Here is a 23,303-nt window from a genome sequence, read left to right as displayed (position 1 = left end):
TAAACCCCGTCCTGGACGCCTGGCTTCGCATCCCCGGGATTCACCGTGGGACCGCTCAAGGCTCCCGGCGACTCCCGTGACGTCCGCCTCTACTGGTACAGGCACCCGTCCACGTCGCACTTCGACGAGAGGCACCTCGGCGACGCCCAGCCCCACACCACCCACTGCTACTCGGCCCGGGGAACGATCTTCTGGGCGTGGGCCGACGAGACCTCCTGCTGACCCCACAACCCGTCGACGGGGTCTGTGAACGCCACCCGGCGTTCACAGGCCCGGCCGTCGGCCCTCCCGAGGATGCCCGAGCGCCCCAGCCTCAGACCGACGCCGAGTCCGCGGCAGGGGTCGGCCGCGCGCTCGCGGCGGCCTGTTCGGGCTGCGCCGGCGGCACCACCTGAAGGTGCTGGGCGGCCTCGTCGGCGGTGTAGGAGGAGGCGAAGGTGAACGCGCGCGGAGACGGTCCGTTCGTCCGCAGTTCCGCCAGCCGTTCCAGGGCCTCGCCGACGGTCGGGAGGTGGCCGGCGGGGACCCACCAGAGCACCAGGTGCGCCTCGACGTGCCGTTGGAACCATTCGCGGCGTCGGCGCATCACCTCCAGGTGCCCGCTGCGGTAGGCGAAGTCCCACAGGGCCTCCTGCGTCTCCCACACGGACAGGTTGACGATGACGTCCTCGCCCGCCGGGCGCAGGCCGGTGGCGTCGGCCGCTCCTTCCTCCACGAGCCGCCATACGAAGCCGGGCGCACCGTCGGCGGCGGCGTTGACCGGGTCGAGCATCTCGACGAACGGCGCCACGCGTGGGTCGTCGAAGGGATGGCGGAGCGTGGCGACGTTGAGCTGGGCGAGGTGAGCGGCATGCGTGGATGCGGTCATGCCCTCATCCCAGCATGGCCCTCATTTCTATGTCAATATCCGTTGTTTTTAGAAGACTCGACCGAAGACTCGACCACCACGCAGCACTCCCCCGGCCGGGCGTCCATGCGAGCGCGGACGGGACCGCCCGTGCCGAGCAGCCCCTCCAGCAGGGCGAGATTCATGCCGCAGACGAGCGGCGGAAAGCGTTCGGCGACGGCATGGAAGGGGCAGTTGCGCATACGAACGACGGGTGCGGCCGCTCCGGCTTCCCTCTCGACGCCGTCGACACTCTCCGCGCCCTCCACGCCTTCCACGTGCGGTTCGTAGCCGCGGGCGGCGAGCATCTCCATGGCCTCTTCGAGGCCTCCACAGGGCGCCGCCGTGCCGCGCAGGGCCTCACCCCGCCGACGCGCGGCCGTGCAGAGCCCGGCGTCGAGCCCGGCCTGCTCGGCGGCCTCGGCGAGCAGCTCGGCGGCGGTCCGGTAGTCACGCGCGGGCAGCGACACCGACCGCTCGGCCTGCGCCCGCGTGTACACCTTGGCTGGACGGCCCGCCCCCGGCCCCGAGCGGCCCGTCAGGCGGCGGCTACCGCTCTCCAGCAGCCCGGCCTCAGTCAGCCTGTCCAGATGGTGCGCAGCGAGCGTGCGCGCCACCCCGGCCGCCTCGGCCGCCTCGTTACGGCCGACTTCGCGGCCCTGTGCCGCCACGTACTCGTACAGGCGGCGCCGTACCGGATCCTGCAACATTGCGATCGCGTCGATGTCCTCCACCTGGCCATTCTAGGAACAACACGGGTTGGAGATAGAAGCCTGGCCCCACGCCCCAGGAGACGCGGCACTTATTGGCCTACTCGGCCGTCGATCCGCTCGCGCAGCAGGTCGGCGTGGCCGGAATGCCGCGCGTACTCCGCGATCTGCATCACCAGGAGGTCGCGAAGCTGGGCCTCCCCACCGGGCGGAGTGCCGAGGTCCGCGAAGCGCGCCAGGAACCGGTCGGTCAGTTCCCTCTCCGCCCGCCACTGACGCCAGGCGTCCTCCACGACCGCCGGGTCGGCGGTCGCGCCGTTCCAGTCGCCGTCGCGGTCCTCGGGGGTGCGGTAGATCCTCGGTGAGTCTTCACCGGCCAGCCGGCGGAAGTGTCGTTCATCCTCGGCCATGTGCCGCACCAGGCCGAGCAAGGACATCGTGGACGGCGGCACGGCGCGCCGGGCCATCTGTTCGGCGTCCAGGCCGGCGCACTTCATCTCCATGGTGGCTCCGGCTCCCCTCCTCATCCGCCGACCGGCCCGCAGTCCGAGTCCGCCGCCACCATCGGTACCTCGAGGACGAAGAACAGGAAGCAGGTTCCGGTCGAGAGGGCGTGGAAGTCGTCGGGGAACAGCTCACGGGCCGCAGGGTCGGGCTGCGGCTCGCTGATGACGGAAAGACGGAAGCCGGCGGTGGCGAAGGCGTCGGTCATCGCGTGCAACGGCCTGCGCCAGAACTTCATCGGGAAGGACTGCCCGTTGAACGTCCAGTCGAAGGTATAGCTGGTGGTCGCGAAGTAGTCGGGCCGAGGCTCCTGGAACGTATAGGCCACGAATGGGTGCTCCACCGACGCGATCAGCCGGCCGCCGGGCCTGAGCACTCGCCGCAACTCGGCCAGTGTCGGCTCCCAGTCCTCCAGGTAGTGCAGCACCAGCGACGCGACCACGTCGTCGAACGCACCGTCGTCGAACGGCAGACGGCCGCTCAGGTCGACCACGCGCAGATCCACGCCGTCACCGAGCCGCCGCCTTGCCGACGCCAGCATCTCGGCGCTGGCGTCGACACCGGTGACGACCGCACCGCGGTCGCGCAGTGCGGCGGACAGGGAACCTGAGCCGCAGCCGGCGTCCAGGACCCGACGGCCTGCCACGTCTCCGGCGAGGGCCACCATCGCGGGCCGCTCGTAGTACGCGTTCACCAGGTTGTTCTCGTTCTCCGCCGAGTACGCCTCGGCGAAGCTGTCGTAGTCGTTCACCTGGGCGGGATCGGTAGGCCGGGCGAGACGCTCCGGCCCATCGGTTACGCGTTCCATCGTCGCGGACGGAACCTAGTCCATGCCCCAGCAGTGACGTACATGCTTGCCCAGTGCCTCCGTCCAGACCTGCTGCTCCAGGTCGGCGTAGACAAAGGTGACGGGCGGATTGCCGCCGGGATGCGCATCGAGGGAATCCTCCCGGGTGATGAAGACCGTCTCGAGCTCCTCCCGCCCTCGGCTCCAGGACTCGGGACAGAAGAAGTCGATCTCCTGCCAGTACGGTTGCGTCCTGCGATCTTCCATGACCGCCGGCCAGGGCTCGGCGGTCACCTTCACCTCGGCCTCATGGAGCCGGAAACCAAGGGTCTCGTACGCCTGCAGAATCGCGTCCTGGGCGGGCAGGGCGTGGACCGCGATCTCGTCGAAGTCACCCTTGTCCACAGCGTCATCGATGACCAACTCGGTACGGACCGCGGCCCGCGCGCCCGGCAACCGCACGCCCCGCCCGTGGGTGAGCGGCATCTCCCAGGGCACCTGGAAGGTGACGTCGCGGACGATGGTCTCCCCCGCGCCCAGCCGGAAACCGCCCACCTCGGCGGTGGCCACCGGGTGGGGGTGCTGCCAGGCGGTCGAGCCGTCAGCTTCGTGGTCCTCTGCCCGTACGACCACGTCGAGTCGCAGCCGCTCGATGTCGACGGCCGCACCACCACCCCGCACGCGCACGACGCAGCGCAGCGTCTCCCCAGGGCGCACGGCCGGGTTATCGACCACCGTCTCGATGCTGGGCGCCTGGATGCCGAGTGCGCTCAGCAGCTTGCGGAATGCCATGACAGATCCCCTCCCCGACCGACCCCCCGGTCGATCAACAAGGCCTAAGAGTAGGCGGGAACGCCCCGTCGGGCACATGATCGACCAGACACGTCACCGAACGTCGAGCCGCGACCGCGACGTACGTCCCCGCCGTATGGTCCGGCCCTGCGCGCGTACGCGCAGCCACGGGCTGCGGGCGGCCGGCAGCCGGACCAGGGTGCGTCGGAACGCTACCGAGTCGGCCCGGAACAGGTGAGGGGAGCGCGGCGCCGGCGGGTCGTCGCGGAGGACGCCGTCGGGCATGCCGCCCGACGCGGGGACGGGCAGGTACGGCTCGGGGGAGACCAGCCACAGCCACACCCCGAACGGCAGCGGCACCGAGTATGCCGACGCGGCCGGACCGGCAGGGGTCCAGGTCTCCCCCGTCTGCGGATGGGCCGGTACGAGGAGGATGTCGGCGTCCGCGTCAGGGGCGGGCAGTCCCGGTCCGGTCCTGACGACGCGCCGAGCCGGCGGCCCCGCGGGCAGCAGGGCGTCGAGGGCTCGTCGGAACACCTCCGCGGTCCGGCGGGCCTCGGCCGTGGCGATGCAGGCGGCAGTCGACCCGCGCCGCCTTCTACGCCGCTGACCCGCTCCCGCCGCTCTCCGCCGGCTCCGGGGTGCCCTCCACCACGACGCCCTGCCAGAACGCGACATGGTTCTTGATTCGTCGCGCGAAGGGGCTGGGCCTCGGGTAGTACCAGGCCGCGTCCGGGTTCCTCTGCCCGCCGACGCTCACGTCGTAGTAGCGGGCGATCCCCTTCCAGAAACACAGCGACGTCGTCCGGCTCTCGACGAAGAACTCGCGGCGCAGCGACTCGGGCGGGAAGTAGTGGTTGCCCTCCACCACGACTGTGCGCGGCGCCTCCGCGATCACCGTGCCGTTCCACACCGCGCGCATCATGGCCTGCCTCCCTCGCCTGGGCATCAAAGGCCTTGCACGTTCGACGCTATGTCATCCACCTGCGAGGTTCTCGCCCCTGGCGGGTCGTGTACGGTCCCGGCGTATTTCGACCATGCCCACCAGTGCCGTCGCCGTGGCCAGCGGAAACGCCAGTGTCTCGGCGACGACGGTGTTGAACGTCAGGAAGGCGAGGGCCCACAGGGCGAGCACCACAAGGGTGAGAGGCATGACGGCTACTTCCGGGCAGGCGGAGGACTGTGCCGACCAGACTTCCCGGCTCACCAGCAGCCGATCCTCGTGGTCGGGGAAACTCGGTCAATGGCTCCCTGGCCGGCTCGTTCCGGCCGCCGGCCCGGTCCGGAAAGGGAAGGCGCCCGCCAGGCGGGTGAGGAGGGGGCCGGCGATGGCGAGGATGAAGACGTACGCCGTCACCAGCGGGCCCAGCGTGCCGTGCATGGTCCCGACGAGTCCGATGATGACGAGGGAGAACTCGCCGCGGGCGACGAGCGCGGTCCCGGCACGCCACTGGCCTCGTCGGCCCACCCCGTCGCGGGAGGCCGCGTACCGGCCGGCGAGGACTTTCGTGACGGCGGTGACGGCGGCCAGGGCGAGCGCGGCAGGCAGCACGGGCAGCAGTTCGGCGGGGTCGACGGACAGCCCGATCGCCAGGAAGAACACGGCGGCGAACAGGTCCCGTAGGGGACTGAGGACGGCGCGCGTCCGGATCGCGGTCTCCCCCGTGAGCGTCAGCCCGACCAGGAAGGCACCGACGGCGGCCGAGGCGTGGACGAGTTCGGCGAGCGCGGCGACGATCAGGGTGAGGCCGAGGACCCGCAGCAGCAGTTGTTCCTCGTCGGGGTGGGAGACGAGCCTGCCGACATGGTGTCCCCATCGGTACGAGACGGTGAACGCGGCAAGGACCGCGCCGACGGCGGCGAGCACGCCCAGGATCGCCTGCCACCACAGTCCGCCGGAGGCGAGGACGGCGAGGACGGGCAGATAGAGGGCCATGGCGAGGTCTTCGAGGACCAGCACCGACAGGATCGCCGGCGTCTCCCGGTTGCCGAGCCGGCGCAGGTCGGACAGCAGGCGCGCCACGATGCCGGATGAGGAGATGTACGTGGCGCCGGCCAGGGCGAGGATCCCGATGCCGTCCATGCCGAGCAGCCAGCCGGCGACCGCGCCCGGCGCGGCGTTCAGCGCCGCGTCGACCAGCGCCGACGGCACATGCCGCCGCATCCCGACCGCGAACTCGGCCAGCGAGAACTCCAGACCGAGCACGAGGAGAAGCAGGATGACGCCGATGGCGGCCCCGGTCCCGACGAACTCACCGGCCGCCGGGACAGGTGCGATCCCGCCCTCCCCGATGGCGAGCCCGGTGAGCAGGTAGAGCGGGATCGGCGACAGCGTCAGGCGCCGGGCCAGTGTCCCCAGCACGCTCAGGGCGGCGAGGATGACTCCGAGCTCCAGCAGCAGCGCGACCGGCGTGTGCACGGCCCTCAGCCCCGGATGATCTGTTCCACGCCCGTGATGCCTTCTTGGGTGCCGATCACCACCAGGATGTCCCCTGCCCGGAGAACCTCTCGCGGCGGGGGCGAGGCGATCACCTCTTCGCCTCTCACCACCGCGACGATCGACGCTCCGGTCCGTGTCCGCGCCCGCGTGTCACCCAACGGCCTGCCGTCGTACGCGCTGCCCGCCCGCACCTCGACCTGCCCCGACGCGAGACCGGGGACCTCCTTGGTCAGGTCCGCGAACCGCTCCGCGATGCGTGGCGCGCCCAGGATCTCCGCGACCGCGTCGGCCTCCTCGCTGTTGAACTGGAGCACCGACCGGCCCTCGTCCGGATCCCGCGCCTCGTAGACGACCAGCTCGAAGTCGCCCGTGCGCCTGGCCACCACACCTACCCGGTCACCCCGGTGGTTGATGAACTCGTAGCGCAGGCCCACGCCGGGCAGCAGCACCTCGGTGACGTCCATCTGCCCATCCTCGGGCGGCGCCGGGAGGACGGCACGTGTGGAGCGTCCGTGCGGGTCACGCGACGCCGCCTTCCGCCGCTGACGTCACCTTCAGTCGGTTCCTCCCCCGTGGGTCGAGGGCCGGTTCAGCTCTCGGCCGGCGTCAGCACCACGAAGTCCGCGTTCGACGGGTCGAGGCAGACGGCCAGGCGGCCGACGCCCTCCGCGTCCTCCGGCCCCATCTGCACGCTGCCCCCGTTCTCCGTGACCTTGGCAACGGCGGCGTCGCAGTCGGCGACGTTGAAGACCGGGTGCCAGTACGGCCGTCCGTTCGTCAGAGCGAGGTCCTCCTTGCCGAGCTCCATGACGCCGCCCTGCATACGCTCCTCGGGCAGCGCGGCGGGCGTGATCAGGGAGTACGTACCCCCGCCGCCCGGCAGCTCCATGTCACTGAACTGCCAGCCGAAGACCCGGCCGTAGAAGTCCTTCGCAGCCGCGGCGTCGCTCGTGTACAGCTCGGTCCAGGACAGGGAGCCCACCTCGTCCACACGGTCGACGCCCTTGTTCGTCCCGGGCTGCCAGACGGCGAACTGGCCCCCCAGCGGGTCGCTGTACTGTGCCATCCGGCCCCAGTCGTCGAGCTCCATCGGCGCCACCCGCACCGTGCCGCCCGCGTTCTCGACGGCCCGGGTCGTGGCATCCGCGTCGGTGACGCAGTAGTAGATCATCCAGGCCGAGCGCGCCCCTTCCTCGGTGAGCTTTCCCAGCCCGGCGACGGTCTTGCCGTCCTTCCGGAACATGCCGCCTTCCCTCTCCTCCCCCTCACCCATGGACTCGTAGTCCCACCCCAGCACCGCGCCGTAGAAGGCCGCGGCGGCCCGGACGTCGGGAGCGCCGAGGTCCAGCCAACAGGGCGAGCCGGGGACGAAGTCGGTGGTGATCACGGCGGTTCCCTTTCGTAGAGCAGGTGTCACCTCAGCCTGGCACCCGGCACTGACACCCGCCCGTCGGCCTGGTCATCCGTGCGATCCCCGGTCAGCCGGCTCGCATCGTCGGGGTGACCAGGACCAGGGGGATCTCCCGGGTCGTCGCCGTGCGGTAGTTCGCGTACGAGGGCATCGCGGCCACCACCGCCGGCCACAGGCGGGCCGACTCGGCCGCCGTGGCGGGCCGGGCGGTCGCCGGGAAGGTGGCCGCGCCGACCTGGAGGGTGACCTCCGGGGTGACCAAGAGGTTCAGGTACCAGGCCGGGTGGCGGTCCGCGCCCGCGTTGGACGCCGTCAGGACGTACGCGTCCCCGTCCCGGACGTACGCCAGCGCCGTACGGCGCAGCAGACCGGACCTACGGCCCCGGGTGGTCAGGAGCAGGTCGGCCACTCCGGGGCGGGGGCGGCCGCCGGTCTCCTCGAAGCGGCGGATGTGGTCGGCGACCCAGGGGGTCGGGTTGTCGTGGATCGTGTCGGTCATACGGCGGACACTCCCGCGTGGGTCCGGTGCAGAGTCGGGGCTTCGGCCTCGTCCAGCAGCGCGCGGGCGAAGTCCCCGTGGGTGATCCGGCTGTCGGCGGCTGCCGGGGCGAACGCGTACCCGCCCGAGGGCTCGCCCTCGTGGTCGAAGTCCCCCGCCGGGCTCAGCACCACCCAGTCCAACGCCTCCGGTGCGGCCGCCCGCAGTGCCTCGGTGCCGGCGCCGTGGCCGACGTAGAACTCCCGCCACTCCTGCGGGTATCCGGGGCTGTCCATCAGCAAGTCCCCGGAGGCGGTGGGGAGTACGGACGCCAGCCCCACCGACACCAGACGCTTCACCCCGGCCGCCGGGAGCCCCTCCGCGAGGGCGCGGGCGACCCCGGGGAAGAACTCACCGGGGCACGCCTCGGAGTCGTACACGGCGACGATCGCCGCGTCGTGCCCGGCCGCGAGCCGTGCCACGGCCGCCGGGTCCGTCACGTTCCCGTCGGCCCGCGCGGCCGCCGTCACCTCGTGGCCCCGCCTCCGGGCCTCCGCCACGGCCGCCCGGCCGACCCGGCCGCCCGCCCCGAAGACGATGATCCTGTTGCTCTTCGCTTCCATGGGCAGGAGCGTAGGCCGAGGGCTGGTTTCCGATCGGATACCGCCTTACGGTGTGGATCATGACGATGCCGCAGGCCGAACGGGCCCCCTTGGACCCCGAGATGTTCGACCCCGTCTGCCCGTCCCCGATGGTGCCGTTCCGCGTGGGCGACAAGTGGGCCACGCTCATCCTGCGCTGCCTGGAGGACGGCCCGCGCCGGTTCTCCGAGCTGAAGGTCCCGCTGCGTGGCGTCACCGCCAAGTCGCTGAGCCAGTCCCTGCGCAGGCTGCAACGGGACGGTTTCGTCGTACGGGAGGAGTACGAGGGCACGGAACGCCGTGTCGAGTACGCCCTGACCCCGCTCGGCCGGGGGCTGCTGGGACCGCTGGACGCCGCCTGCGAGTGGACGCGGGAGCACTGGGACGAGCTGATCGACGCGCAGGAGGCGGGCATGCCCGGGGGCGACTGATCGCCCCCGGCCGCTGCGCCGGAGGCGCTTCAGGAGGTGGTCAGGTGGATCATCCTGTGGTCGGACAGACCGCCGTCCACGACACGGCAGATGTACGTCGGCCCCTGGGGACCGAAGATGTAGTCGATCTTGTTGCCGCCGTCCGTGGCCTCGCCGGTGCGCGGTGAGGTCGGAGTCGGCTGCCCGCACTCCTGGTGGCCGGTGTAGAGGGTGCTGAGGTGGCTGACGTCTTGCGTGGTGGTGTTGAGATCACCGCCGTAGTAGGTGGTGTAACCGCCGGCGGTGAGCGTGTCGACGTGCTCGCGCATCTTCGCGGCCTGCTTCGGACGGAAGGGATTGTCGGGATCCATGTCGTCACCGACCAGGTTGTCCTTGGTGTCGCGGTAGGGACCGCTGCTGAAGTGGGCGTTGCAGTATGCGGAACCCTCGGCCGGAACGACCGCGCAGAGCATGGGCCGCTGTTCCTTGCCGGTCGGCGACGGCAGGATGGTGCCCTGGTACCAGGTGTTGCTGTCGGGCACGGCAAGGGCGATGCCGAAGGCTCCTCGGTCGATCTCGTCAGTGCCGTCCGAGCAGGTCTTCTGCGCCTGGACGACCGTGCCGTCGGTCGCGGTGGCCACCGTGTAGTGCGTCGGCATGAACCGGACATCCAGTGGGCCGGCCCAGCCCTCGAGCTTCAGCTCCAGGGGTTTGACGGACTTCTCGCAGATCTCCTGGAAGAAGATCGCGTCGGGTCGCCTGGCGCCCATGGCGCCGTGGAGAGCGGCCGAGACGTCGTCCGCGACGGTCGCGGGCGGGGCGTGATCGAGATCGCAGTCGGGGTCGGGGTTGTTGTTGGCGCAGACGTTCCATGAGACGACGTCGCGCGCCGTGGGGGCCTGGGCGGTGGGCGGGGGCATGTTCGCGGTGTAGGCCCCTTCCGCGCCGACCTTCTCCAGAGTGAAGCGTTCCCAGGAACCGAGGTCGGCGGGGGTGGAGACCACCGTACGGGCGCGCAGCAGCCCGTAGTCGGGGTAGGTGCCCAGTTCCGCCGCAACGTACTTGTCGTTGTGGGCCAAGAGGCCGAAGGCGCCTCCGGTCAGGGGCTTCAGCCTGAAGCGCTCCCAGGATCCGGTGGTCGTTCCGCGGGTACGCAGCAGGAATCCGCTCGCGCTGTCCTCCGCCGTGACGTAGTTGCCCGTGGCCTCCGAGCGGAAACTGACCGTCGTCCCGAACTTCCCCACGTCCGCGACATAGTCGGTGTGCAGGGTGAGCAGCTCCCACCCCTTGGCCTCGGTGGCCTCCGGGTTGGCCCTGAGCTTCGTGTCACCGTCCGGCCCGGCGTACACGGTCACGTAGTGGCCGTTGACCTTCAGCGCCCACCGCTGCCCGGCCGACGACGGAGGCACCGCCGTGTCGGCGGCGGCGGGCGGCGCGGCCAGCGCCACAACGGCGCCGACGGCGGTGAGCACGGCCGCCATCACGAGCCGTATTCGCTTCAGCATGCCTGTTCCCTCGTGAATGCTCCGCACTCGTGTGCGGATATGAACGAAGGTGAGTTAAGCATGATCGAGAAGGGACCCGGTGTGGCGCCGCCGGGTCACGGCACCGGGCCGGTCAGGCGTAGTGGCGGTAGACGGCCTCGGCGACGCAGGCCGGCTTGTCGCTGCCGGCGACCTCGACGGTGAAGGTCAGCGGCATCTGCACGCCGTTGCCCTTGACCTCCTCCACCGTGCCGACGGCACCGTGCAGACGGATCTTCGCGCCGACCGGCACGGGGCTCGGGAAACGGACCTTGTCCAAGCCGTAGTTGACGCTCATCTTCATCCCGGAGATCTCCAGCAGCTCGCCGAAGAGCGGGATGATGAGGGAGAGGGTGAGGTAGCCGTGGGCGATCGGACCGCCGAAGGGCCCGTCCTTGGCCTTCTCCGGGTCTGTGTGGATCCACTGGTGGTCGTCGGTGGCGTCGGCGAAGGTGTTCACCCGGTCCTGGGTGATCTCGAGCCATGCGGTGCGGCCGAGGTCGGTTCCGCTGAGGGCCTTGAGTCCGTCGAGGCCGTTGGCGATGGCGGGCATGGAGGATCCTTTCGATGGCAGAGGTGACGGTGGGCGCCGCCTCTGAGAGGGTGCTGCTCGTACGGGGGGTCAGGGGCGGGGGCGCTCGTCGGGCCCCGTCGCACAGGTGGCGCGTACGGCGGACTTGACGATCTTTCCGGAGGCTGTCCGGGGCAACGCCTCGGTCACGACGAGGGACTTGGGGATCTTGTACTTGGCGAGTCGGCCCCGCAGGTGGCCGAGGATGTCGTCCTCGCCGGCGCGGGCATCGGGCCTGAGGACGACGACGGCGCGGCCGACCTCGCCCCAGACCGGGTCGGGCACGCCGACGACCGCGCATTCGGCGACGGCGGGGTGGGTGAGGAGCGCGTCCTCGACCTCGGCCGGGTACACGTTCTCGCCGCCGGAGACGAACATGTCCTTGACGCGGTCGACGACGTACGCGTAGCCGTCCTCGTCCAGCCGCGCGATGTCGCCGGTGCGCAGCCAGTGGCCGTCGGTGAAGGCGGCCTCCGTGTCCTCGGGCCGGGCCCAGTAGCCGGTCATGACGTGGGGGCCCTGGACCAGGATCTCGCCGCGCTCGCCCGGCCCGGCGTCGCGGCCGTCCGGCAGCACGACGCGGACGTCGGTGAAGAAGTGCGGCACCCCGGCGGAGCCCGCCTTGGCCGAGGTCTGCTCCCGGTCCAGGTAGAGGACGCCGGGTGACGCCTCGGTCATGCCGTAGCCCTGGCTGAAGGCGAGGCCGCGGTCCAGGTACGTGGCGATGGTGCGGGCGGGCACGGGAGCGCCGCCGCAGTTGAGGGTGCGCAGGCTGGACAGGTCCGTGGTCTCCCAGCGGGGCCGCGCGGCCATGGCGTCGTACATCGTGGGGACGCCGAACATGTACGTCACCCTCAGGTCCTCGATGAGTTCCAGGACGCGCTCGGCGTCGAAGGCTCCGAGGAGGACCACCCGGCCGCCCTTGAGCAGGGTCGGCAGGCAGGTCATGTTGAGCCCGGCGGTGTGGAACAGCGGCGCCACGACGAGCGTCACCTCGTCGCCGGCCAGGTCGGTGTCGACGAGGACGTTGATGCTGTTCCAGGTGATGTTGGCGTGGGAGAGGACGGCGCCCTTGGGACGTCCCGTGGTCCCGGAGGTGTACATGATCATGCACGGGTCCTCTGGCGCCACGGCCTCGTCCAGCGGGCCGGGCTCGGCGCCGGGATCGGCGCCCGGATCGGCGAGCAACTTCTCGTACCGGAAGGCTCCTTCCTCGTCGGGGCCGGTGACCGCGATCCGGTGCCGTACGCCCGACTCGGCCGCCGCGGCACGGGCCGCCTCGACCAGCTCGGGCGCGTGGACGAGGACGGTGCTGCCCGAGTCGGCCAGGCTGTACGCCAACTCCGGTGCCGCGAGACGGGTGTTGAGAGGTACGAAGACCGCCCCCAGCATTCCGGCGGCGAACAGGGTCTCCAGGAACGCCGGGTGATTGGGGCCGAGGTAGGCGATCCGGTCTCCCCGCGCCACGCCCAGCGCGCGCAGGGCGTGGGCGAGGCGCAGAACCCGCCCGTACAGCTCACGGTAGGTCCAGGTGCGGCCGTCGTGGACGACGGCGATCCGATCGGGGGTCTTACGGGCCCGGCGTGCCGGCCAGGAGCCTATGCCTTGGTTCCACACGAGGGGTTCCTTCAGTCGGTGAGGAGGCCGAGCAGACGGGCGGCGTTCTCCTTGAGGATCTTCGGCCGGACCTCGGGCTTGATGTCGAGCTTCTCGAAGTCGGCGAGCCACCGGTCGGGGGTGATGACGGGATAGTCGGAGCCGAAGAGCACCTTGTCCTTGAGCAGCGTGTTCGCGTAGCGCACGAGCTGCGGCGGGAAGTACTTCGGGGACCATCCGGACAGGTCGATGTACACGTGCGGCTTGTGGGTGGCCACCGCCAGCGCCTCGTCCTGCCAGGGGAAGGACGGGTGGGCCAGGATGATCCGCAGGTCGGGGAAGTCGACGGCCACGTCGTCGACCAGCATGGGGTTGGAGTACTTCAGCCGGATGCCGCCGCCGCCCGGCACGCCGGCACCGATGCCGGTCTGGCCGGTGTGGAAGAGCGCGGGCACGCCGAGTTCCTCGATGGCCTCGTACAGCGGGTAGGCGAGCGGGTCGTTCGGGGAGAACGCCTGGATGCTGGGGTGGAACTTGAAGCCGCGTACGCCGTACTCCTCCACAAGGCGTCGCGCCTCGCGCACACCCGCGCGGCCCTTGTGGGGGTCGACGCTGGCGAAGGGGATCAGGGCGTCGGCGTGCGCGGCGCAGCTCTCGGCGATCTCCTCGTTGGAGATCCGCGGGTGGCCGGTGGCGTGCTCCGCGTCGACGGTGAACACCACCGCGGCCATGCTGCGCTCACGGTAGTGGTCGGCCATCTCCTCGATGGTCGGCTGCCGGTGGCCGTGGACCTTGAAGTACGCCTCGGAGGCGCCGAACAGCTCCGGGCTCAGCGCCCCGTGGCCGTCCTTGGAGATCTCCGCGTGCGTGTGCACGTCGATGGCGGTGAGCCGGTCGAGGTCGAGCGCGAGGTCGCCCATGTCACGCCACCGGGGCCTGCGGGGCGGGGATCCCGTACGTCTCCGGCTCGGCGCCGACGCCGCCCGGCCACTCGGCGGCGATGGCCTCGGCGCTCCAGCCGCCGTCGGCGAAGGCGACGGCCTTCTCCTTGGGGTGTGCCCAGAGGGCCAGCCGGTCGCCGCCGATGCCGATCGCCTGCCCCGTGACCCCGTCGGAGGCGTCGGAGGCGAGGAAGGTGATCAGGGCGGCGACGTCCTCGACGGTGCCGAGGCCCTCGTCCTTGCGCAGCCAGTCCGGCAGCGGCTCGCCGGTGCGCTCGGACTCCTCGATGACCGGGGCGAAGGCCGGGATCGTCTTGGTCATCTCGGTGGCGGCGACGGGGACGACGGCGTTGACGGTGATGCCGGCGCGGCCCAGTTCCATGGCCCAGGTACGGGCCATGGCGACGATGCCGGCCTTGGCGGCGGCGTAGTTGGTCTGGCCGAAGTTGCCACGCTGCCCGGCCGGGGAGGAGATGAGGATCAGACGGCCGCCGGTGCCCTGTTCGCGCATGCGGACGGCGGCCGCACGGGCGCAGGTGAAGGTGCCGCGGAGATGGACGCGGACGACGTCGTCGAAGTCGTCGTCGGTCATCTTCCACAGCACGCGGTCACGCAGGATGCCGGCGTTGGTGACGAGCACGTCCAGGCGGCCGAACTCCTCGACCGCCGCGTCGACCAGCCGCTGGGCCGACTCGCTGTCACCCACCGCCGCGACGACACCCGTCGCGGTGCCGCCCTCGGACGCGATCGAGGCGACGGCGGCGTCGACGACGGCCTGGTCGACGTCGTTGACGACGACGGCCGCACCGGCCGCGGCGAGGGCCTGCGCGTAGGCCAGTCCGAGACCGCGTCCGCTGCCGGTGACGAGGGCGACCTTGCCCTGAAGATCCATGAGAGGTGCCTCTCGTAGAAGGTGAAAGAGGGATGCCGAAGCCACCGGCACGAGCCGGGATCGACAGGAATCCTGATGAACGCCAGTCTGGGCAATCAACAGGATTCCTGTCAATGCCCTAGGGTGAGAGGCGCCGCCGCCTCTGGCGGCACCCCTGCGGGGAGCCCCTGGCCACCCGCGACGGACCACCACCACCGGAGGACGAACGTGAGCACCTCGCTGCTCTATCTGCTCAAGAGGACGGAGCTGGCGGTGCGCGCCCGCCTCGAGGAGCTGCTCAAGCCCGCCGGGGTAACGGCACTGCAGTACACCGCCCTGACGGTGCTGGAGCGGCACGACGGCATCTCCGCCGCACAGCTCGCCCGCGACTCCTTCGTCACCGCCCAGTCGATGGCCGACATGGTGCGGGCGCTGGAGAGCCGCGGCCTGATCCGCCGTGAGCCCAACCCCGCCAACCGCCGCGAACGCCTCATCCTGCTCGCCGACCCGGGGCGGCGACTGCTCGCCGAGTACGCCGAACCGGCCCGCCGTCTCGAGGAGCGCATGGTCGCCGACCTGAGCGCCGAGGAGATCGGGACGCTCCGGAAGGCGCTGGTCGGGGCGTGGCGGTCCCTGTCCTAACCGGGGGTGCGGCGGCTGCGCCGTGGCCTGCGCGGACGCCCGCTCGGGCCACGGCACAGGCCACGACAGCGACCCCTACCGGAGCGCGTACATGCGGATGACGACGGCGTTGTCGCCGTCCGGGCGGGCGAGGCCGACGAAGACCGTGTCCGCGAGCCAGCGGTGGGCGGGGGCGTCCGTACGGAAGACCGGCGAGGTGCGGTAGTAGTGCCCGGCCTCGGAGACCTGCAGGTCCCCGTCGAACTGGTCCGGAGCCTCACCCTTGGGCCGGTAGTAGCCGCGGTTGACGATGTCGATCACCGCTCCGTCTTCGGCCTGCAGCAGATAGCGGGCTTCCAGCTCGCACACCTCCCCGCGCATGCTGCTCCAGTCGCCTCCGCCGGGAAGGACCTTCCCGCGCAGCCGGGGACCCTCCACGCTGCCCCCGGTGATGGGGGTGAACTCGGTGACCTCTCCGTCACCGTTGCCGATGTGCAGTGTGTCGGAGACCTCGGCGCGGATCTCGAAGGCGAAGTCGAGGGCGGGAGTGAAGGACATGGCGGTTCTCCGCTTCTGTGAATGAGGGTGGCGTGCCCGTACGGCCGGCGCTGTCCACCCGCCCGTGTCGCACGGGCGAGCACGGGCCACCGATCACCCGCGGAACGCGGGCGGAACGGGGGCACCGTGGGGCCGGGAGACCTCGCCGCAGGTCAGGCGAATTCCGACGCCGGACCGACGGCGGCGGGACGGATGCCTGATCCGCGAGATGGGTCACGTCTTGCTCTTGACGTGTTAGCTCACCAGATGCCAGCGTGACATGCAACAACGTTATATGACGTTCGTTTGCGACGGCTCGTCGGCGTTTCTCACACCACCCCATGTCGAGCGTCCCCCTCTCTCTTCCTCACTCCGCCTCTCGGCAAGGAGCATCAGCTATGGCTGCGAAGAAAACGGTGCTGACGGTGCTCACGAGCTTGGGACTGCTGGCCGCCACAGCCTGCACCGGCTCGTCGGCCGGAAACGGCGCGACCCCCAAGGCCCCACGCCTCACCACCACCACCGCGCCCGGCGGCTCCGAGGTGGACCGGGTGGCCTGGGCCCTGCCGTACGGAGAGCCGACGACCCTGGACCCCGCCAAGATCGGCGACTACTCCCCCCAGACCGTCGAAGCCAACCTCTGCGACACGCTGACCCGGATGAACGCGGACTTCTCCCTGAGCCCCGGCCTCGCGAGCAAGGTCACATGGACCGACCACCGGACCCTGGTGCTCGACCTTCGCCCAGGCGTCAGGTTCTGGGACGGCTCGCCCATGACCCACGAGGACGTGATCCACAGCCTGGAGCGGCAGCGGGACCCGAGGACGCAAGCGTTGTACGGGAACTACCTCGCCGCCGTGACCTCGATCAAGTCCACCGGCCCCCACCAGGTGACGCTGAGCACCAAGGGGTACGACCAGACGCTCCCCAAGGCGCTGGCCACGTCGTTCGGGGCGGTCAGCCAGAAGGCGTACACCCAGAAGGCCGGCCCCGCCTACGGGACCGCCAAGGGCGGCTTGATGTGTACGGGGCCGTTCAAGCTGGGCTCCTGGAAGTCCGGCAGCGGCATCACCCTGGAACGTCACGACGCCTATTGGGACACCAAGCTGAAGCCGAAGGCGAAGCAGATCGAGTTCCGGTTCATCACCAACAACAACACGCTGACCAGCGCACTGCTGTCCGGCGAGGTGGACGGCACCTACGAACTGCCGCCCAGCAGCGCCACCGCCCTCGGCAGGACCGACGCCGGCACGGTGCACCTCGGCCCGTCGACCCAGAACGTGCTGCTGATTCCCGCCAACGGGGAGTCGCCCGCGGCCGACCGCAAGCTTCTCGACGCCCTGTCCCTGGTCATCGACCGCGACGCGCTGATCAAGAACGTCTTCGGTGGGGACGCCACCACCCTGAAGTCGCTCGTCCCGCCGCTGACCTGGCGCGGAGACAAGGCCGCCGCCCAATTCGACGCGGCCTACGCCGCGCTGCCCGACGTCCCGAAGCCGGACGCGGAGAAGGCGAGGAAACTGGTCGCGCAGGCCCGTCCCGTCTCGCGTCCGCTGGTGGCCGCCATCCCCGCCGGTGACCAGCGCGGACTGCAGGCGCTGACGTTCATCCAGGCCGCGGCCGAGAAGATCGGCGTCGACATCGAGATCAAGCAGCTCCAGCCCACCGAGATGTCCTCGCTCTTCTACGACCCCTCCGTCCGCAAGGGTCTCGACCTCGTCCTCACCTTCGGCTACGTCACGATGCCCGACCCGTCGTCCTACGTGGCCGAGAGCGTCACCCCCAGCGGCCTCTTCAACTGGACGGGCTACGACAACCCCGAGGTGACGCGGCTGCTCGGCCGGGCCCGCACCTCCTCCGACCCCGCGGCTTCGGCCACGGCGTACGCCGAGGCCCAGGCCCTGTTCACCCCCACCACCCCGGCGGTGTTCCTGGCCACCACACACGAGCGGATGTTCATGAACAAGCGCATCAGCGGCGCGCCGGCCTCCTTCGCCTACATGAGCATGCCGTGGGCCGCCCACCTCGGCGGCACCGCCAAGTGACCACCAACCCTTCGAATCAGGAGACGACGATGACCGACACCACCGGCGGCACGCCGTTGTGGGACCACTCGGCCGCCGAACTGGCCGCCGGCATCCGCGCGAAGACGTTCTCGGCGACCGAGGTCGCCGAGGCGTTCCTCGCCCGCATCGACGAGACCAACCCGGCGCTCAACGCCCTCGTGGACATCCGGCCCGAGGAAGCGCTCGCCCAGGCCGCCGCCGCCGACGCGGCGGTCGCGGCGGGCGGGGACCTGCCCCCGCTGCTCGGCGTCCCGGTGTCCACCAAGATCAACACCTCGCAGCGCGGATACGCCAGCTCGCACGGGGTCCCGGCCTGGGCCGGCGCCGTCGCCCAGGACGACGCCGTCTGTATCGCCGGTCTGCGCGACGCCGGGGCGACGCTGATGGGCCGCAGCAACAGTCCGGCCTTCGCCGTGCGCTGGTTCACCGGCAACGACCTGCACGGCAGGACGCTCAACCCGTGGCACCCCGGCCACACCCCGGGCGGGTCCTCGGGAGGCGCCGCCGCGTCGGTCGCCGCCGGCATGACCCCCATCGCGCAGGGCAACGACATCGGCGGTTCCGTCCGCTTCCCCGCCTACTGCTGCGGCGCCGTGGGGCTGCGCCCCACCATGGGGCTCGTCTCCGGGATGGAGCCGCGCGGCGCGGAGGAGTTCGACAGCCCGCTGTCCTTCCAGACCATGGCGGTCCACGGGGCGCTGGGCTGGACCGTCGACGACGTCCGGCTCGGCCTGCACGCCATGGTGAGCCCGGATCTGACCGACCCCGTCGGCCTCCCCGTACGCCCGCCGCTGGGCGAGCCCGGCCGGGTCAAGGTAGCGGTCGTCCGCGACGCCACGGGCGCCAAGCCGCATCCCAGCGTCGACGCCGCCATCGACGACGCGGCGCGCTGGCTCAGCGAGGCGGGCCACGAGGTGGAGGAGGTCGAGCTTCCCCTCCTCGGCGAGGCCGCCCGGCTGTGGTCGCTCCTGCTCTACCAGGAGCTGAAGACGATGATGTCCGAGATCGAGCGGTTCGGTGACGACACCGTACGCATCTCGCTCGCCGCCTCGTTCACCGCCGCGGCGGAGACCTGGGGCGAGCAGCCCACCCTCACCGACTACATCCGGGGCTACGCCCGCCGCGGCACCCTCATCAGCCGCCTCCAGCAGTTCCTGGGCCAGGACCGGATCGTCCTGACGCCGGTCTGCGCCGAGCCGCCGTTCGAGCAGGACGCCGACCTCGCCGGCGACGCCCGGGTGAGCGAGCTGCTGGCCGCGCAATGGCCGATGCAGGCGGTCCCGGTGCTCGGGTTCCCGGCCGTCTCCGTGCCCACCGGGCTGCGCGACGGCCTGCCCTCCGGCGTGCAGCTGATCGGCGGGCGCTTCCAGGAGGACCTGCTGCTCCACGTCGCCACGGCGATCGAGGCCCGGGCCCCGCGCACCCGGCCGACCCTCTCCTGGGCGCGGACCGGCTGACCGCTCGCTCCCCCGGCCCATCGACGGCGTGCCCCGGCGGTCTCCACCGACCGCGCGGGGCACGCCGTTGCCTTCTCCTCCCCTTCCACGCACAGCCTCCAGGAGCAACCTCAGCGCTGACGCTCGCCCGTCTTGGCAGACCGCTTGATCGCGTCCAGCAGGCGGTGCGTACCGACCGCCGTGCCGAAGTTCGGCTGGAAGGGCTCGCCGGTGCGGATCGCGCGCGCCAGATCGGCGTACACCTGATGCACGTTGCTCACCGGGGAGGGGACTCCGGCCAGTTCGGGGAGGTAACGCGCGGGCAGCGGGAGCTCCTCGGCCGGACCGCCGTTGGCGCGGGCGTGAGTGAGGACGAAATCGGGTCCGACCAGCGAGTCGTCCGTGGAGCGGAGCACCAGCCGGCCCGCCCGCCCGTGCACCTCGATCCGGAAGCCGTCGCCGCGGGGTCCGCCCGTCATGAAGTGCGCGGAGGACGCCGCTCCCGACTCCAACAGGCCCGCCACCACGATCTGGTCCGGCGAAGTGACCTCGATCTCGCTGCCGGTCTCCTGCATGGTGACCCGGCGGATCCGGGTCGTCAGAGTCGCCGACAGTTCGGTGAAGTCACCCACGACCGACCGGTACATGTCGAGGGAGTGGCCGGCGACCACCGCGAGGTGGTTGACGCCCTTGGTGTGGTCGAACAGCGCCGCGTACCGCTGCGACCAGACCTCGGCGGCCGCGAGCGAGTAGCTGAGAGAAGTCGAGAGCACCTCTCCTACCAGGCCGTCCGCGATCAGATCCCGCACATGCCGGATCGCCGGGTGGTGCCGGGACTGCAGTCCCACGGCGTGTTGGACCCCGGCTTTCTCCGCACTCGTACGGAACCGCTCGGCGGTCTCCGCGTCGAGTGCCAGCGGCCACTCGCTGTACACGTGCTTGCCCGCGGCGATCGCCGCGTCCACCAGGCCGTCCCGCTGAGGAAGTTGTACGGCCATGGTGACCAGGTCGACCTCTGGGTGCGCCATCAGCGCACGAGCGTCGTCGAAGGCGTGCCGGGCCCCCCAGACACCGGCCGCCGCACGCGCCGACTCCTGGCTCGTTCCGGCGACCGCGGTGATTTCGTAGTCGTCGGGGGAGGCCGAAAGGGCGGGCAGGTGAATCGCACGCCCCCAGCCCCGCTCGGCATGCGCCCCTACCACTCCTACACGGATCCTGTCCGCCACGGTGAACACCTCTTGGTCTCTTGGTCGTTGCCTGTCTGCCGGTCGTTCCGTACCAGGGGAGTTCCGCGTCACCGGCGCCGGTCAGCCGTGGTGGCGCCGAAGTGTGAGTCAGTGTGTTTGCCTGGTGCGGGCGTAGTGGCGGCGGGCGCGATCGCGGTTGCCGCAGTCACCGGAGCTGCACCAGCGCCGGGTACCGCTGCGGCTGCGGTCGAGGAAGAACCACCCGCAGCCGCTCCCATCGCAGCGCCGGACGCGTGCGAGGGACGGGCCGCTCAGCAGCATTTCGGTGTGCAGCGCGAGTGCGTGACCCACGTCGGTGAGCCGGCATGTGCCGGGCTGCCAGCGCAGCGGGAAGGCGGGCGGCAGCTCCGCGTTCTGGCGGGCCAGCAGGATCGACCGGCGGAGTTCGTCCCACTGCCGGGGCGGCGGGGGCTCGCCGTCGACGAGGCAGTCAAGGACGGGCCAGATGAGGGCGCGCAGGCGTTGCAGCGCGGCCAGTTGGCGCTCGGTTTCCTCACGCTCGGCCGTCGCCGACGCCTCGAGCAGTTCCGCGGACTCTCGCGAGGTGAGCAGTCCGGCGGCGGCCGCCCATCTCGCCCACGCCGTGGCGCCCGTCACCCGCTCGGCACGGCGCGTGGGATCCGTCCGCCAGGCAACGGTGTTGGCGAAGTCCAGCACCGGGTGTCCACCCACGAGCGACACGTTCACGTCAGGCGTGTGCGCACTTCGCGCGGCGGACGAGACACCGGTTCCGTTCTTCTCTGCTCCCACCCCACCAGTATACGTGCCTAACGAGCTTAAGCGCTTATGACTGTTAGCCTCCCGGCATGCGAACTTCCGTGTCGGCCCAGGGCGTTGCGACACCCCGTGGGCGCTTCCGCTCCGGTCTCACAGTCGGGTCAGGGCTGGCGGCTGCCTCGTTTCTGCTTGCCATCAGCTTCGGCGCACTGACACAGACGCAGGGCTGGGGGACCGTGGCGCCCATCCTGTGCTCCCTGGTCGTCTTCTCCGGCTCGGCACAGTTCGCACTGGCGGCGGCCCTGGGCACCGGTGGCGGCATAGCCGCCGCCGTCACCGCCGCGGCCCTGATCAACAGCCGGTTCCTCCCCATGGGCATGGCCATCGCCGGCGACCTACGCGGCGGCCGACTGCGCCGGGCTCTGGAAGGCCAGGCCGTGGTCGACGGCTCGTGGGCCGCCGCCCACCTCGGCGGCGGACGCTTCGACCGGTACCTGCTCTTCGGCGCGACCGCGATCCAATGGCCGGCGTGGGTCGCGGGGACCGCGCTGGGGGTCGCCATCGCTCCACCCCCGCAGCTCCTGCACACGCTCGGGCTGGATGTCCTCACACCCGCCCTTTTCGCCACACTCCTGTTCGATGAACTGTGCAAAGACCGTGCCCACCGACTACCGGCTCTCCTTGCCGCAGCCATCGCCGCAGGACTGATCACCGTTCTGCCCACAGGACCGGCCTTGATCGGTGCGGCCACCGCCGCCCTCATCGCCCTCGCCAGACCCGCGGCAGGGGCGACTTCCCCGCCCATGCCGTCCGACGGGCCCGCCGACTCCGCCGCCGAGGTCGCACGATGACTCTCTGGATCGCCATCGGCGCCATCGCCCTGATCAGCTTCGCCTTCAAAGCCACCGGGCCGGCCGCCCTGGCCTGGCCGCGAACTGCCCGTACGCGCCCGGTCCGTGATCGCGCTCGTGCCACCCGCACTGCTCGCCGGCTTCATCGTGACGGACATCGCCGGGCCGGGCTGGAGTGCCCTTGACCTCACCCTGCTCGCCGGACTCGCGACCGTACTCGTACTGCGCCGGTACCGGGCACCGATGCCTGTGACTCTCCTGGGCGCGGTGGCCGTCACCGCACTCCTCCGGCTCTGCACCTCCTGACGCCTGACTCCGGCGACCACGAGCGCGCCCGCAGCCATGCACGGGCCGACGAAGGCCGCTCGCCGGTCAGCCGACGGCGGCGAGTACGGCGTCGGCCATGGCCCGTTCGCCCGCAGCGTTGGGGTGGAAGGGCGCCGCGGCGTTGGTGACGAGCGGCTCCATCCAGCGGGTTCCGGCCGGCTTGCAGATGTCGTGGCCGATGGACTTGGTGTAGGTGTCCACGTAGACGGCTCCGCGCGCGGCGGCCTGGGTGGCGATCATGGTGTTGAGACGCTTGTGGGTGTCCCGCAGCCAGGGGGCGTCCCCCTTGGCGATGGTCACGACCCAGGGGCAGTTGGTGCCGTTGTCGGGAAGGATCGCCGGGTAGCCGGTGACCAGGATCCGGGCCCGCGGGGCGCGTTGACGGATGCCGTCGATCGTGGCGGCGATCTTGGGAGCGGTGGCGTCGACGGTGGCGGCGAGCTGGTCGGTGCCCGTCCAGGTGTAGCTGCTCTTGCAGGGCGAGCCGCCGAGGTTGAACGCCCCGAGCGTCACGCAGCGGACGATGATGCCGGCGAAGCCGACGTCGTTGCCGCCGATGGTGAGGGTGACCAGGTCCGTGCCGGCGCTCAGCGCGTCGAGCTGCGGTGGCGCGGACGCGTTCTGCGCGGAGGTCATGTGCACCGTGGTGGCCCCTCCGCAGGTGACGTCCTTGTGGGCGGCGGGGGCGAGCGCGGCGTTCACCAGGGCGGGATAATTACGGCCGGAGCGCATGCAGTCGGCATCGACCTGGTCCGGTACGCCGGCTCCCGACGCGAAGGAATCGCCCAGGGCCACGTAACGGTCGGGCGCGGCGCCGGCGGCCGCGGCGGGGACGGCGCCGAGACCGGCGGCGGTGGCCAGGGCGGCGGTGACAGCGGTGAGGGCGGCAGCGGTGCGGGCGCGACGGCTCGGTGGAACTGATCGCATGGCGGTGTGCCTC

Annotated in this window: 29 protein-coding genes; 7 read left to right on the top strand and 22 right to left on the bottom strand. The window is 71.1% G+C overall.

Annotated features, from left to right (window positions below; all coding sequences use genetic code 11):
• Window positions 1-45 precede the first annotated feature (45 nt).
• Window positions 46-222 (top strand): hypothetical protein, encoded by a 177-nt coding sequence (locus ACFYV5_RS05410; RefSeq protein ID WP_355109585.1) that lies wholly within the window; start codon window positions 46-48, stop codon window positions 220-222.
• Between the two features lie 91 nt (window positions 223-313).
• Here the strand turns inward: ACFYV5_RS05410 and ACFYV5_RS05405 are convergent, their stop codons facing one another.
• The 13 genes from ACFYV5_RS05405 to ACFYV5_RS05345 all read right to left on the bottom strand — a co-directional run bounded on the left by ACFYV5_RS05405 (window position 314) and on the right by ACFYV5_RS05345 (window position 8,631).
• The gene (locus tag ACFYV5_RS05405) at window positions 314-868 is read right to left on the bottom strand and encodes a DUF3291 domain-containing protein (protein ID WP_389164627.1); all 555 of its coding nucleotides are present in this window, start codon (window positions 866-868) and stop codon (window positions 314-316) included.
• Between the two features lie 32 nt (window positions 869-900).
• Complete coding sequence (locus ACFYV5_RS05400) at window positions 901-1,620, bottom strand: helix-turn-helix transcriptional regulator (protein WP_389164624.1); 720 nt, start codon at window positions 1,618-1,620, stop codon at window positions 901-903.
• A 68-nt stretch (window positions 1,621-1,688) separates the two neighbouring features.
• Window positions 1,689-2,141 (bottom strand): DUF664 domain-containing protein, encoded by a 453-nt coding sequence (locus ACFYV5_RS05395; protein WP_389165084.1) that lies wholly within the window; start codon window positions 2,139-2,141, stop codon window positions 1,689-1,691.
• On the bottom strand, window positions 2,120-2,908 hold the full coding sequence (locus ACFYV5_RS05390; RefSeq protein WP_389164621.1) for a class I SAM-dependent methyltransferase: 789 nt from the start codon (window positions 2,906-2,908) through the stop codon (window positions 2,120-2,122). Before ACFYV5_RS05390 ends, ACFYV5_RS05395 begins: the two co-directional genes overlap by 22 nt.
• A 15-nt stretch (window positions 2,909-2,923) precedes the next feature.
• The gene (locus ACFYV5_RS05385) at window positions 2,924-3,679 is read right to left on the bottom strand and encodes a sporulation protein (RefSeq protein ID WP_389164617.1); all 756 of its coding nucleotides are present in this window, start codon (window positions 3,677-3,679) and stop codon (window positions 2,924-2,926) included.
• Window positions 3,680-3,772: 93 nt separating this feature from the next.
• Window positions 3,773-4,216 carry a hypothetical protein gene (locus tag ACFYV5_RS05380; RefSeq protein ID WP_389164615.1) on the bottom strand — a complete coding sequence of 148 codons (444 nt, stop codon included), beginning with the start codon at window positions 4,214-4,216 and terminating at the stop codon, window positions 3,773-3,775.
• Window positions 4,217-4,277: 61 nt separating this feature from the next.
• Complete coding sequence (locus ACFYV5_RS05375; RefSeq protein ID WP_355109593.1) at window positions 4,278-4,604, bottom strand: DUF427 domain-containing protein; 327 nt, start codon at window positions 4,602-4,604, stop codon at window positions 4,278-4,280.
• A 51-nt stretch (window positions 4,605-4,655) separates the two neighbouring features.
• Window positions 4,656-4,832 (bottom strand): hypothetical protein, encoded by a 177-nt coding sequence (locus ACFYV5_RS05370; RefSeq protein ID WP_389164611.1) that lies wholly within the window; start codon window positions 4,830-4,832, stop codon window positions 4,656-4,658.
• An 87-nt stretch (window positions 4,833-4,919) separates the two neighbouring features.
• Entirely contained in the window at window positions 4,920-6,098 is a 1,179-nt protein-coding gene (locus ACFYV5_RS05365; protein ID WP_389164608.1) for a cation:proton antiporter, read from the bottom strand.
• Window positions 6,099-6,103: 5 nt separating this feature from the next.
• Complete coding sequence (locus tag ACFYV5_RS05360; RefSeq protein ID WP_355109599.1) at window positions 6,104-6,583, bottom strand: cation:proton antiporter regulatory subunit; 480 nt, start codon at window positions 6,581-6,583, stop codon at window positions 6,104-6,106.
• A gap of 125 nt (window positions 6,584-6,708) precedes the next feature.
• The gene (locus tag ACFYV5_RS05355; RefSeq protein ID WP_355109601.1) at window positions 6,709-7,506 is read right to left on the bottom strand and encodes a VOC family protein; all 798 of its coding nucleotides are present in this window, start codon (window positions 7,504-7,506) and stop codon (window positions 6,709-6,711) included.
• A 91-nt stretch (window positions 7,507-7,597) separates the two neighbouring features.
• A complete protein-coding gene (locus ACFYV5_RS05350; protein ID WP_389164603.1) occupies window positions 7,598-8,029 on the bottom strand; it encodes a nitroreductase/quinone reductase family protein in 432 nt (143 codons plus the stop codon).
• Window positions 8,026-8,631 (bottom strand): NAD(P)-dependent oxidoreductase, encoded by a 606-nt coding sequence (locus ACFYV5_RS05345; protein ID WP_389164600.1) that lies wholly within the window; start codon window positions 8,629-8,631, stop codon window positions 8,026-8,028. The genes ACFYV5_RS05350 and ACFYV5_RS05345 overlap by 4 nt, the downstream gene beginning before the upstream one ends.
• A 65-nt stretch (window positions 8,632-8,696) precedes the next feature.
• Here ACFYV5_RS05345 and ACFYV5_RS05340 point away from each other — a divergent pair, with 65 nt between their 5' ends.
• The gene (locus ACFYV5_RS05340) at window positions 8,697-9,080 is read left to right on the top strand and encodes a helix-turn-helix domain-containing protein (RefSeq protein ID WP_355110123.1); all 384 of its coding nucleotides are present in this window, start codon (window positions 8,697-8,699) and stop codon (window positions 9,078-9,080) included.
• Window positions 9,081-9,109: 29 nt separating this feature from the next.
• On the opposite strand, the gene ACFYV5_RS05335 is transcribed toward ACFYV5_RS05340, so the two are convergent.
• From ACFYV5_RS05335 to ACFYV5_RS05315, 5 genes are all read right to left on the bottom strand, one after another.
• Window positions 9,110-10,564, bottom strand: coding sequence for an endonuclease/exonuclease/phosphatase family protein (locus tag ACFYV5_RS05335; protein ID WP_389164598.1), 1,455 nt, complete (start codon window positions 10,562-10,564; stop codon window positions 9,110-9,112).
• A 112-nt stretch (window positions 10,565-10,676) separates the two neighbouring features.
• A complete protein-coding gene (locus ACFYV5_RS05330; protein ID WP_389164596.1) occupies window positions 10,677-11,135 on the bottom strand; it encodes a MaoC family dehydratase in 459 nt (152 codons plus the stop codon).
• A gap of 69 nt (window positions 11,136-11,204) precedes the next feature.
• Window positions 11,205-12,770 (bottom strand): long-chain fatty acid--CoA ligase, encoded by a 1,566-nt coding sequence (locus ACFYV5_RS05325; protein WP_389164594.1) that lies wholly within the window; start codon window positions 12,768-12,770, stop codon window positions 11,205-11,207.
• An 11-nt stretch (window positions 12,771-12,781) separates the two neighbouring features.
• On the bottom strand, window positions 12,782-13,669 hold the full coding sequence (locus ACFYV5_RS05320) for an amidohydrolase family protein (RefSeq protein ID WP_389164591.1): 888 nt from the start codon (window positions 13,667-13,669) through the stop codon (window positions 12,782-12,784).
• A gap of 1 nt (window position 13,670) precedes the next feature.
• On the bottom strand, window positions 13,671-14,582 hold the full coding sequence (locus ACFYV5_RS05315) for an SDR family oxidoreductase (protein ID WP_389164589.1): 912 nt from the start codon (window positions 14,580-14,582) through the stop codon (window positions 13,671-13,673).
• 207 nt (window positions 14,583-14,789) lie between these two features.
• Here ACFYV5_RS05315 and ACFYV5_RS05310 point away from each other — a divergent pair, with 207 nt between their 5' ends.
• Window positions 14,790-15,203 carry a MarR family winged helix-turn-helix transcriptional regulator gene (locus ACFYV5_RS05310; RefSeq protein ID WP_389164585.1) on the top strand — a complete coding sequence of 138 codons (414 nt, stop codon included), beginning with the start codon at window positions 14,790-14,792 and terminating at the stop codon, window positions 15,201-15,203.
• A 75-nt stretch (window positions 15,204-15,278) separates the two neighbouring features.
• Here ACFYV5_RS05310 and ACFYV5_RS05305 read toward each other — a convergent pair whose 3' ends face one another.
• Entirely contained in the window at window positions 15,279-15,740 is a 462-nt protein-coding gene (locus ACFYV5_RS05305) for a DUF3237 domain-containing protein (protein WP_389164582.1), read from the bottom strand.
• A 377-nt stretch (window positions 15,741-16,117) separates the two neighbouring features.
• Between ACFYV5_RS05305 and ACFYV5_RS05300 the strand changes: the two genes are divergently transcribed.
• Entirely contained in the window at window positions 16,118-17,764 is a 1,647-nt protein-coding gene (locus ACFYV5_RS05300; protein WP_389164579.1) for an ABC transporter substrate-binding protein, read from the top strand.
• A gap of 29 nt (window positions 17,765-17,793) precedes the next feature.
• Entirely contained in the window at window positions 17,794-19,242 is a 1,449-nt protein-coding gene (locus ACFYV5_RS05295; RefSeq protein WP_389164576.1) for an amidase, read from the top strand.
• Window positions 19,243-19,352: 110 nt separating this feature from the next.
• On the opposite strand, the gene ACFYV5_RS05290 is transcribed toward ACFYV5_RS05295, so the two are convergent.
• Entirely contained in the window at window positions 19,353-20,423 is a 1,071-nt protein-coding gene (locus ACFYV5_RS05290; RefSeq protein ID WP_389164573.1) for a Gfo/Idh/MocA family protein, read from the bottom strand.
• 132 nt (window positions 20,424-20,555) lie between these two features.
• On the bottom strand, window positions 20,556-21,155 hold the full coding sequence (locus ACFYV5_RS05285) for a CGNR zinc finger domain-containing protein (RefSeq protein WP_389164570.1): 600 nt from the start codon (window positions 21,153-21,155) through the stop codon (window positions 20,556-20,558).
• A 119-nt stretch (window positions 21,156-21,274) separates the two neighbouring features.
• Here ACFYV5_RS05285 and ACFYV5_RS05280 point away from each other — a divergent pair, with 119 nt between their 5' ends.
• The gene (locus tag ACFYV5_RS05280; protein WP_389164567.1) at window positions 21,275-22,036 is read left to right on the top strand and encodes an AzlC family ABC transporter permease; all 762 of its coding nucleotides are present in this window, start codon (window positions 21,275-21,277) and stop codon (window positions 22,034-22,036) included.
• Between the two features lie 84 nt (window positions 22,037-22,120).
• Window positions 22,121-22,342: a hypothetical protein gene (locus tag ACFYV5_RS05275; protein WP_389165080.1), complete on the top strand. Its 222-nt coding sequence runs from the start codon at window positions 22,121-22,123 to the stop codon at window positions 22,340-22,342.
• A gap of 66 nt (window positions 22,343-22,408) precedes the next feature.
• Here the strand turns inward: ACFYV5_RS05275 and ACFYV5_RS05270 are convergent, their stop codons facing one another.
• Window positions 22,409-23,290: an SGNH/GDSL hydrolase family protein gene (locus tag ACFYV5_RS05270; RefSeq protein WP_389164565.1), complete on the bottom strand. Its 882-nt coding sequence runs from the start codon at window positions 23,288-23,290 to the stop codon at window positions 22,409-22,411.
• Between the last annotated feature and the right edge of the window lie 13 nt (window positions 23,291-23,303).

Source organism: Streptomyces sp. NPDC003035 (assembly GCF_042888285.1).
Taxonomy (GTDB): domain Bacteria; phylum Actinomycetota; class Actinomycetes; order Streptomycetales; family Streptomycetaceae; genus Streptomyces.
The sequence above is the reverse complement of the archived record's forward strand: the minus strand, read 5'-3'. Positions and strand labels throughout refer to the sequence as shown.

Coding starts and splice junctions, on each gene's coding strand:
- ACFYV5_RS05340 (WP_355110123.1), top strand. CDS start 8,697: ATGCCGCAGGCCGAACGGGCCCCCTTGGACCCCGAGATGTTCGACCCC.
- ACFYV5_RS05320 (WP_389164591.1), bottom strand. CDS start 13,669: ATGGGCGACCTCGCGCTCGACCTCGACCGGCTCACCGCCATCGACGTG.
- ACFYV5_RS05330 (WP_389164596.1), bottom strand. CDS start 11,135: ATGCCCGCCATCGCCAACGGCCTCGACGGACTCAAGGCCCTCAGCGGA.
- ACFYV5_RS05360 (WP_355109599.1), bottom strand. CDS start 6,583: ATGGACGTCACCGAGGTGCTGCTGCCCGGCGTGGGCCTGCGCTACGAG.
- ACFYV5_RS05345 (WP_389164600.1), bottom strand. CDS start 8,631: ATGGAAGCGAAGAGCAACAGGATCATCGTCTTCGGGGCGGGCGGCCGG.
- ACFYV5_RS05405 (WP_389164627.1), bottom strand. CDS start 868: ATGACCGCATCCACGCATGCCGCTCACCTCGCCCAGCTCAACGTCGCC.
- ACFYV5_RS05350 (WP_389164603.1), bottom strand. CDS start 8,029: ATGACCGACACGATCCACGACAACCCGACCCCCTGGGTCGCCGACCAC.
- ACFYV5_RS05315 (WP_389164589.1), bottom strand. CDS start 14,582: ATGGATCTTCAGGGCAAGGTCGCCCTCGTCACCGGCAGCGGACGCGGT.
- ACFYV5_RS05295 (WP_389164576.1), top strand. CDS start 17,794: ATGACCGACACCACCGGCGGCACGCCGTTGTGGGACCACTCGGCCGCC.
- ACFYV5_RS05305 (WP_389164582.1), bottom strand. CDS start 15,740: ATGTCCTTCACTCCCGCCCTCGACTTCGCCTTCGAGATCCGCGCCGAG.
- ACFYV5_RS05280 (WP_389164567.1), top strand. CDS start 21,275: ATGCGAACTTCCGTGTCGGCCCAGGGCGTTGCGACACCCCGTGGGCGC.
- ACFYV5_RS05270 (WP_389164565.1), bottom strand. CDS start 23,290: ATGCGATCAGTTCCACCGAGCCGTCGCGCCCGCACCGCTGCCGCCCTC.
- ACFYV5_RS05390 (WP_389164621.1), bottom strand. CDS start 2,908: ATGGAACGCGTAACCGATGGGCCGGAGCGTCTCGCCCGGCCTACCGAT.
- ACFYV5_RS05370 (WP_389164611.1), bottom strand. CDS start 4,832: ATGCCTCTCACCCTTGTGGTGCTCGCCCTGTGGGCCCTCGCCTTCCTG.
- ACFYV5_RS05300 (WP_389164579.1), top strand. CDS start 16,118: ATGGCTGCGAAGAAAACGGTGCTGACGGTGCTCACGAGCTTGGGACTG.
- ACFYV5_RS05385 (WP_389164617.1), bottom strand. CDS start 3,679: ATGGCATTCCGCAAGCTGCTGAGCGCACTCGGCATCCAGGCGCCCAGC.
- ACFYV5_RS05335 (WP_389164598.1), bottom strand. CDS start 10,564: ATGCTGAAGCGAATACGGCTCGTGATGGCGGCCGTGCTCACCGCCGTC.
- ACFYV5_RS05375 (WP_355109593.1), bottom strand. CDS start 4,604: ATGATGCGCGCGGTGTGGAACGGCACGGTGATCGCGGAGGCGCCGCGC.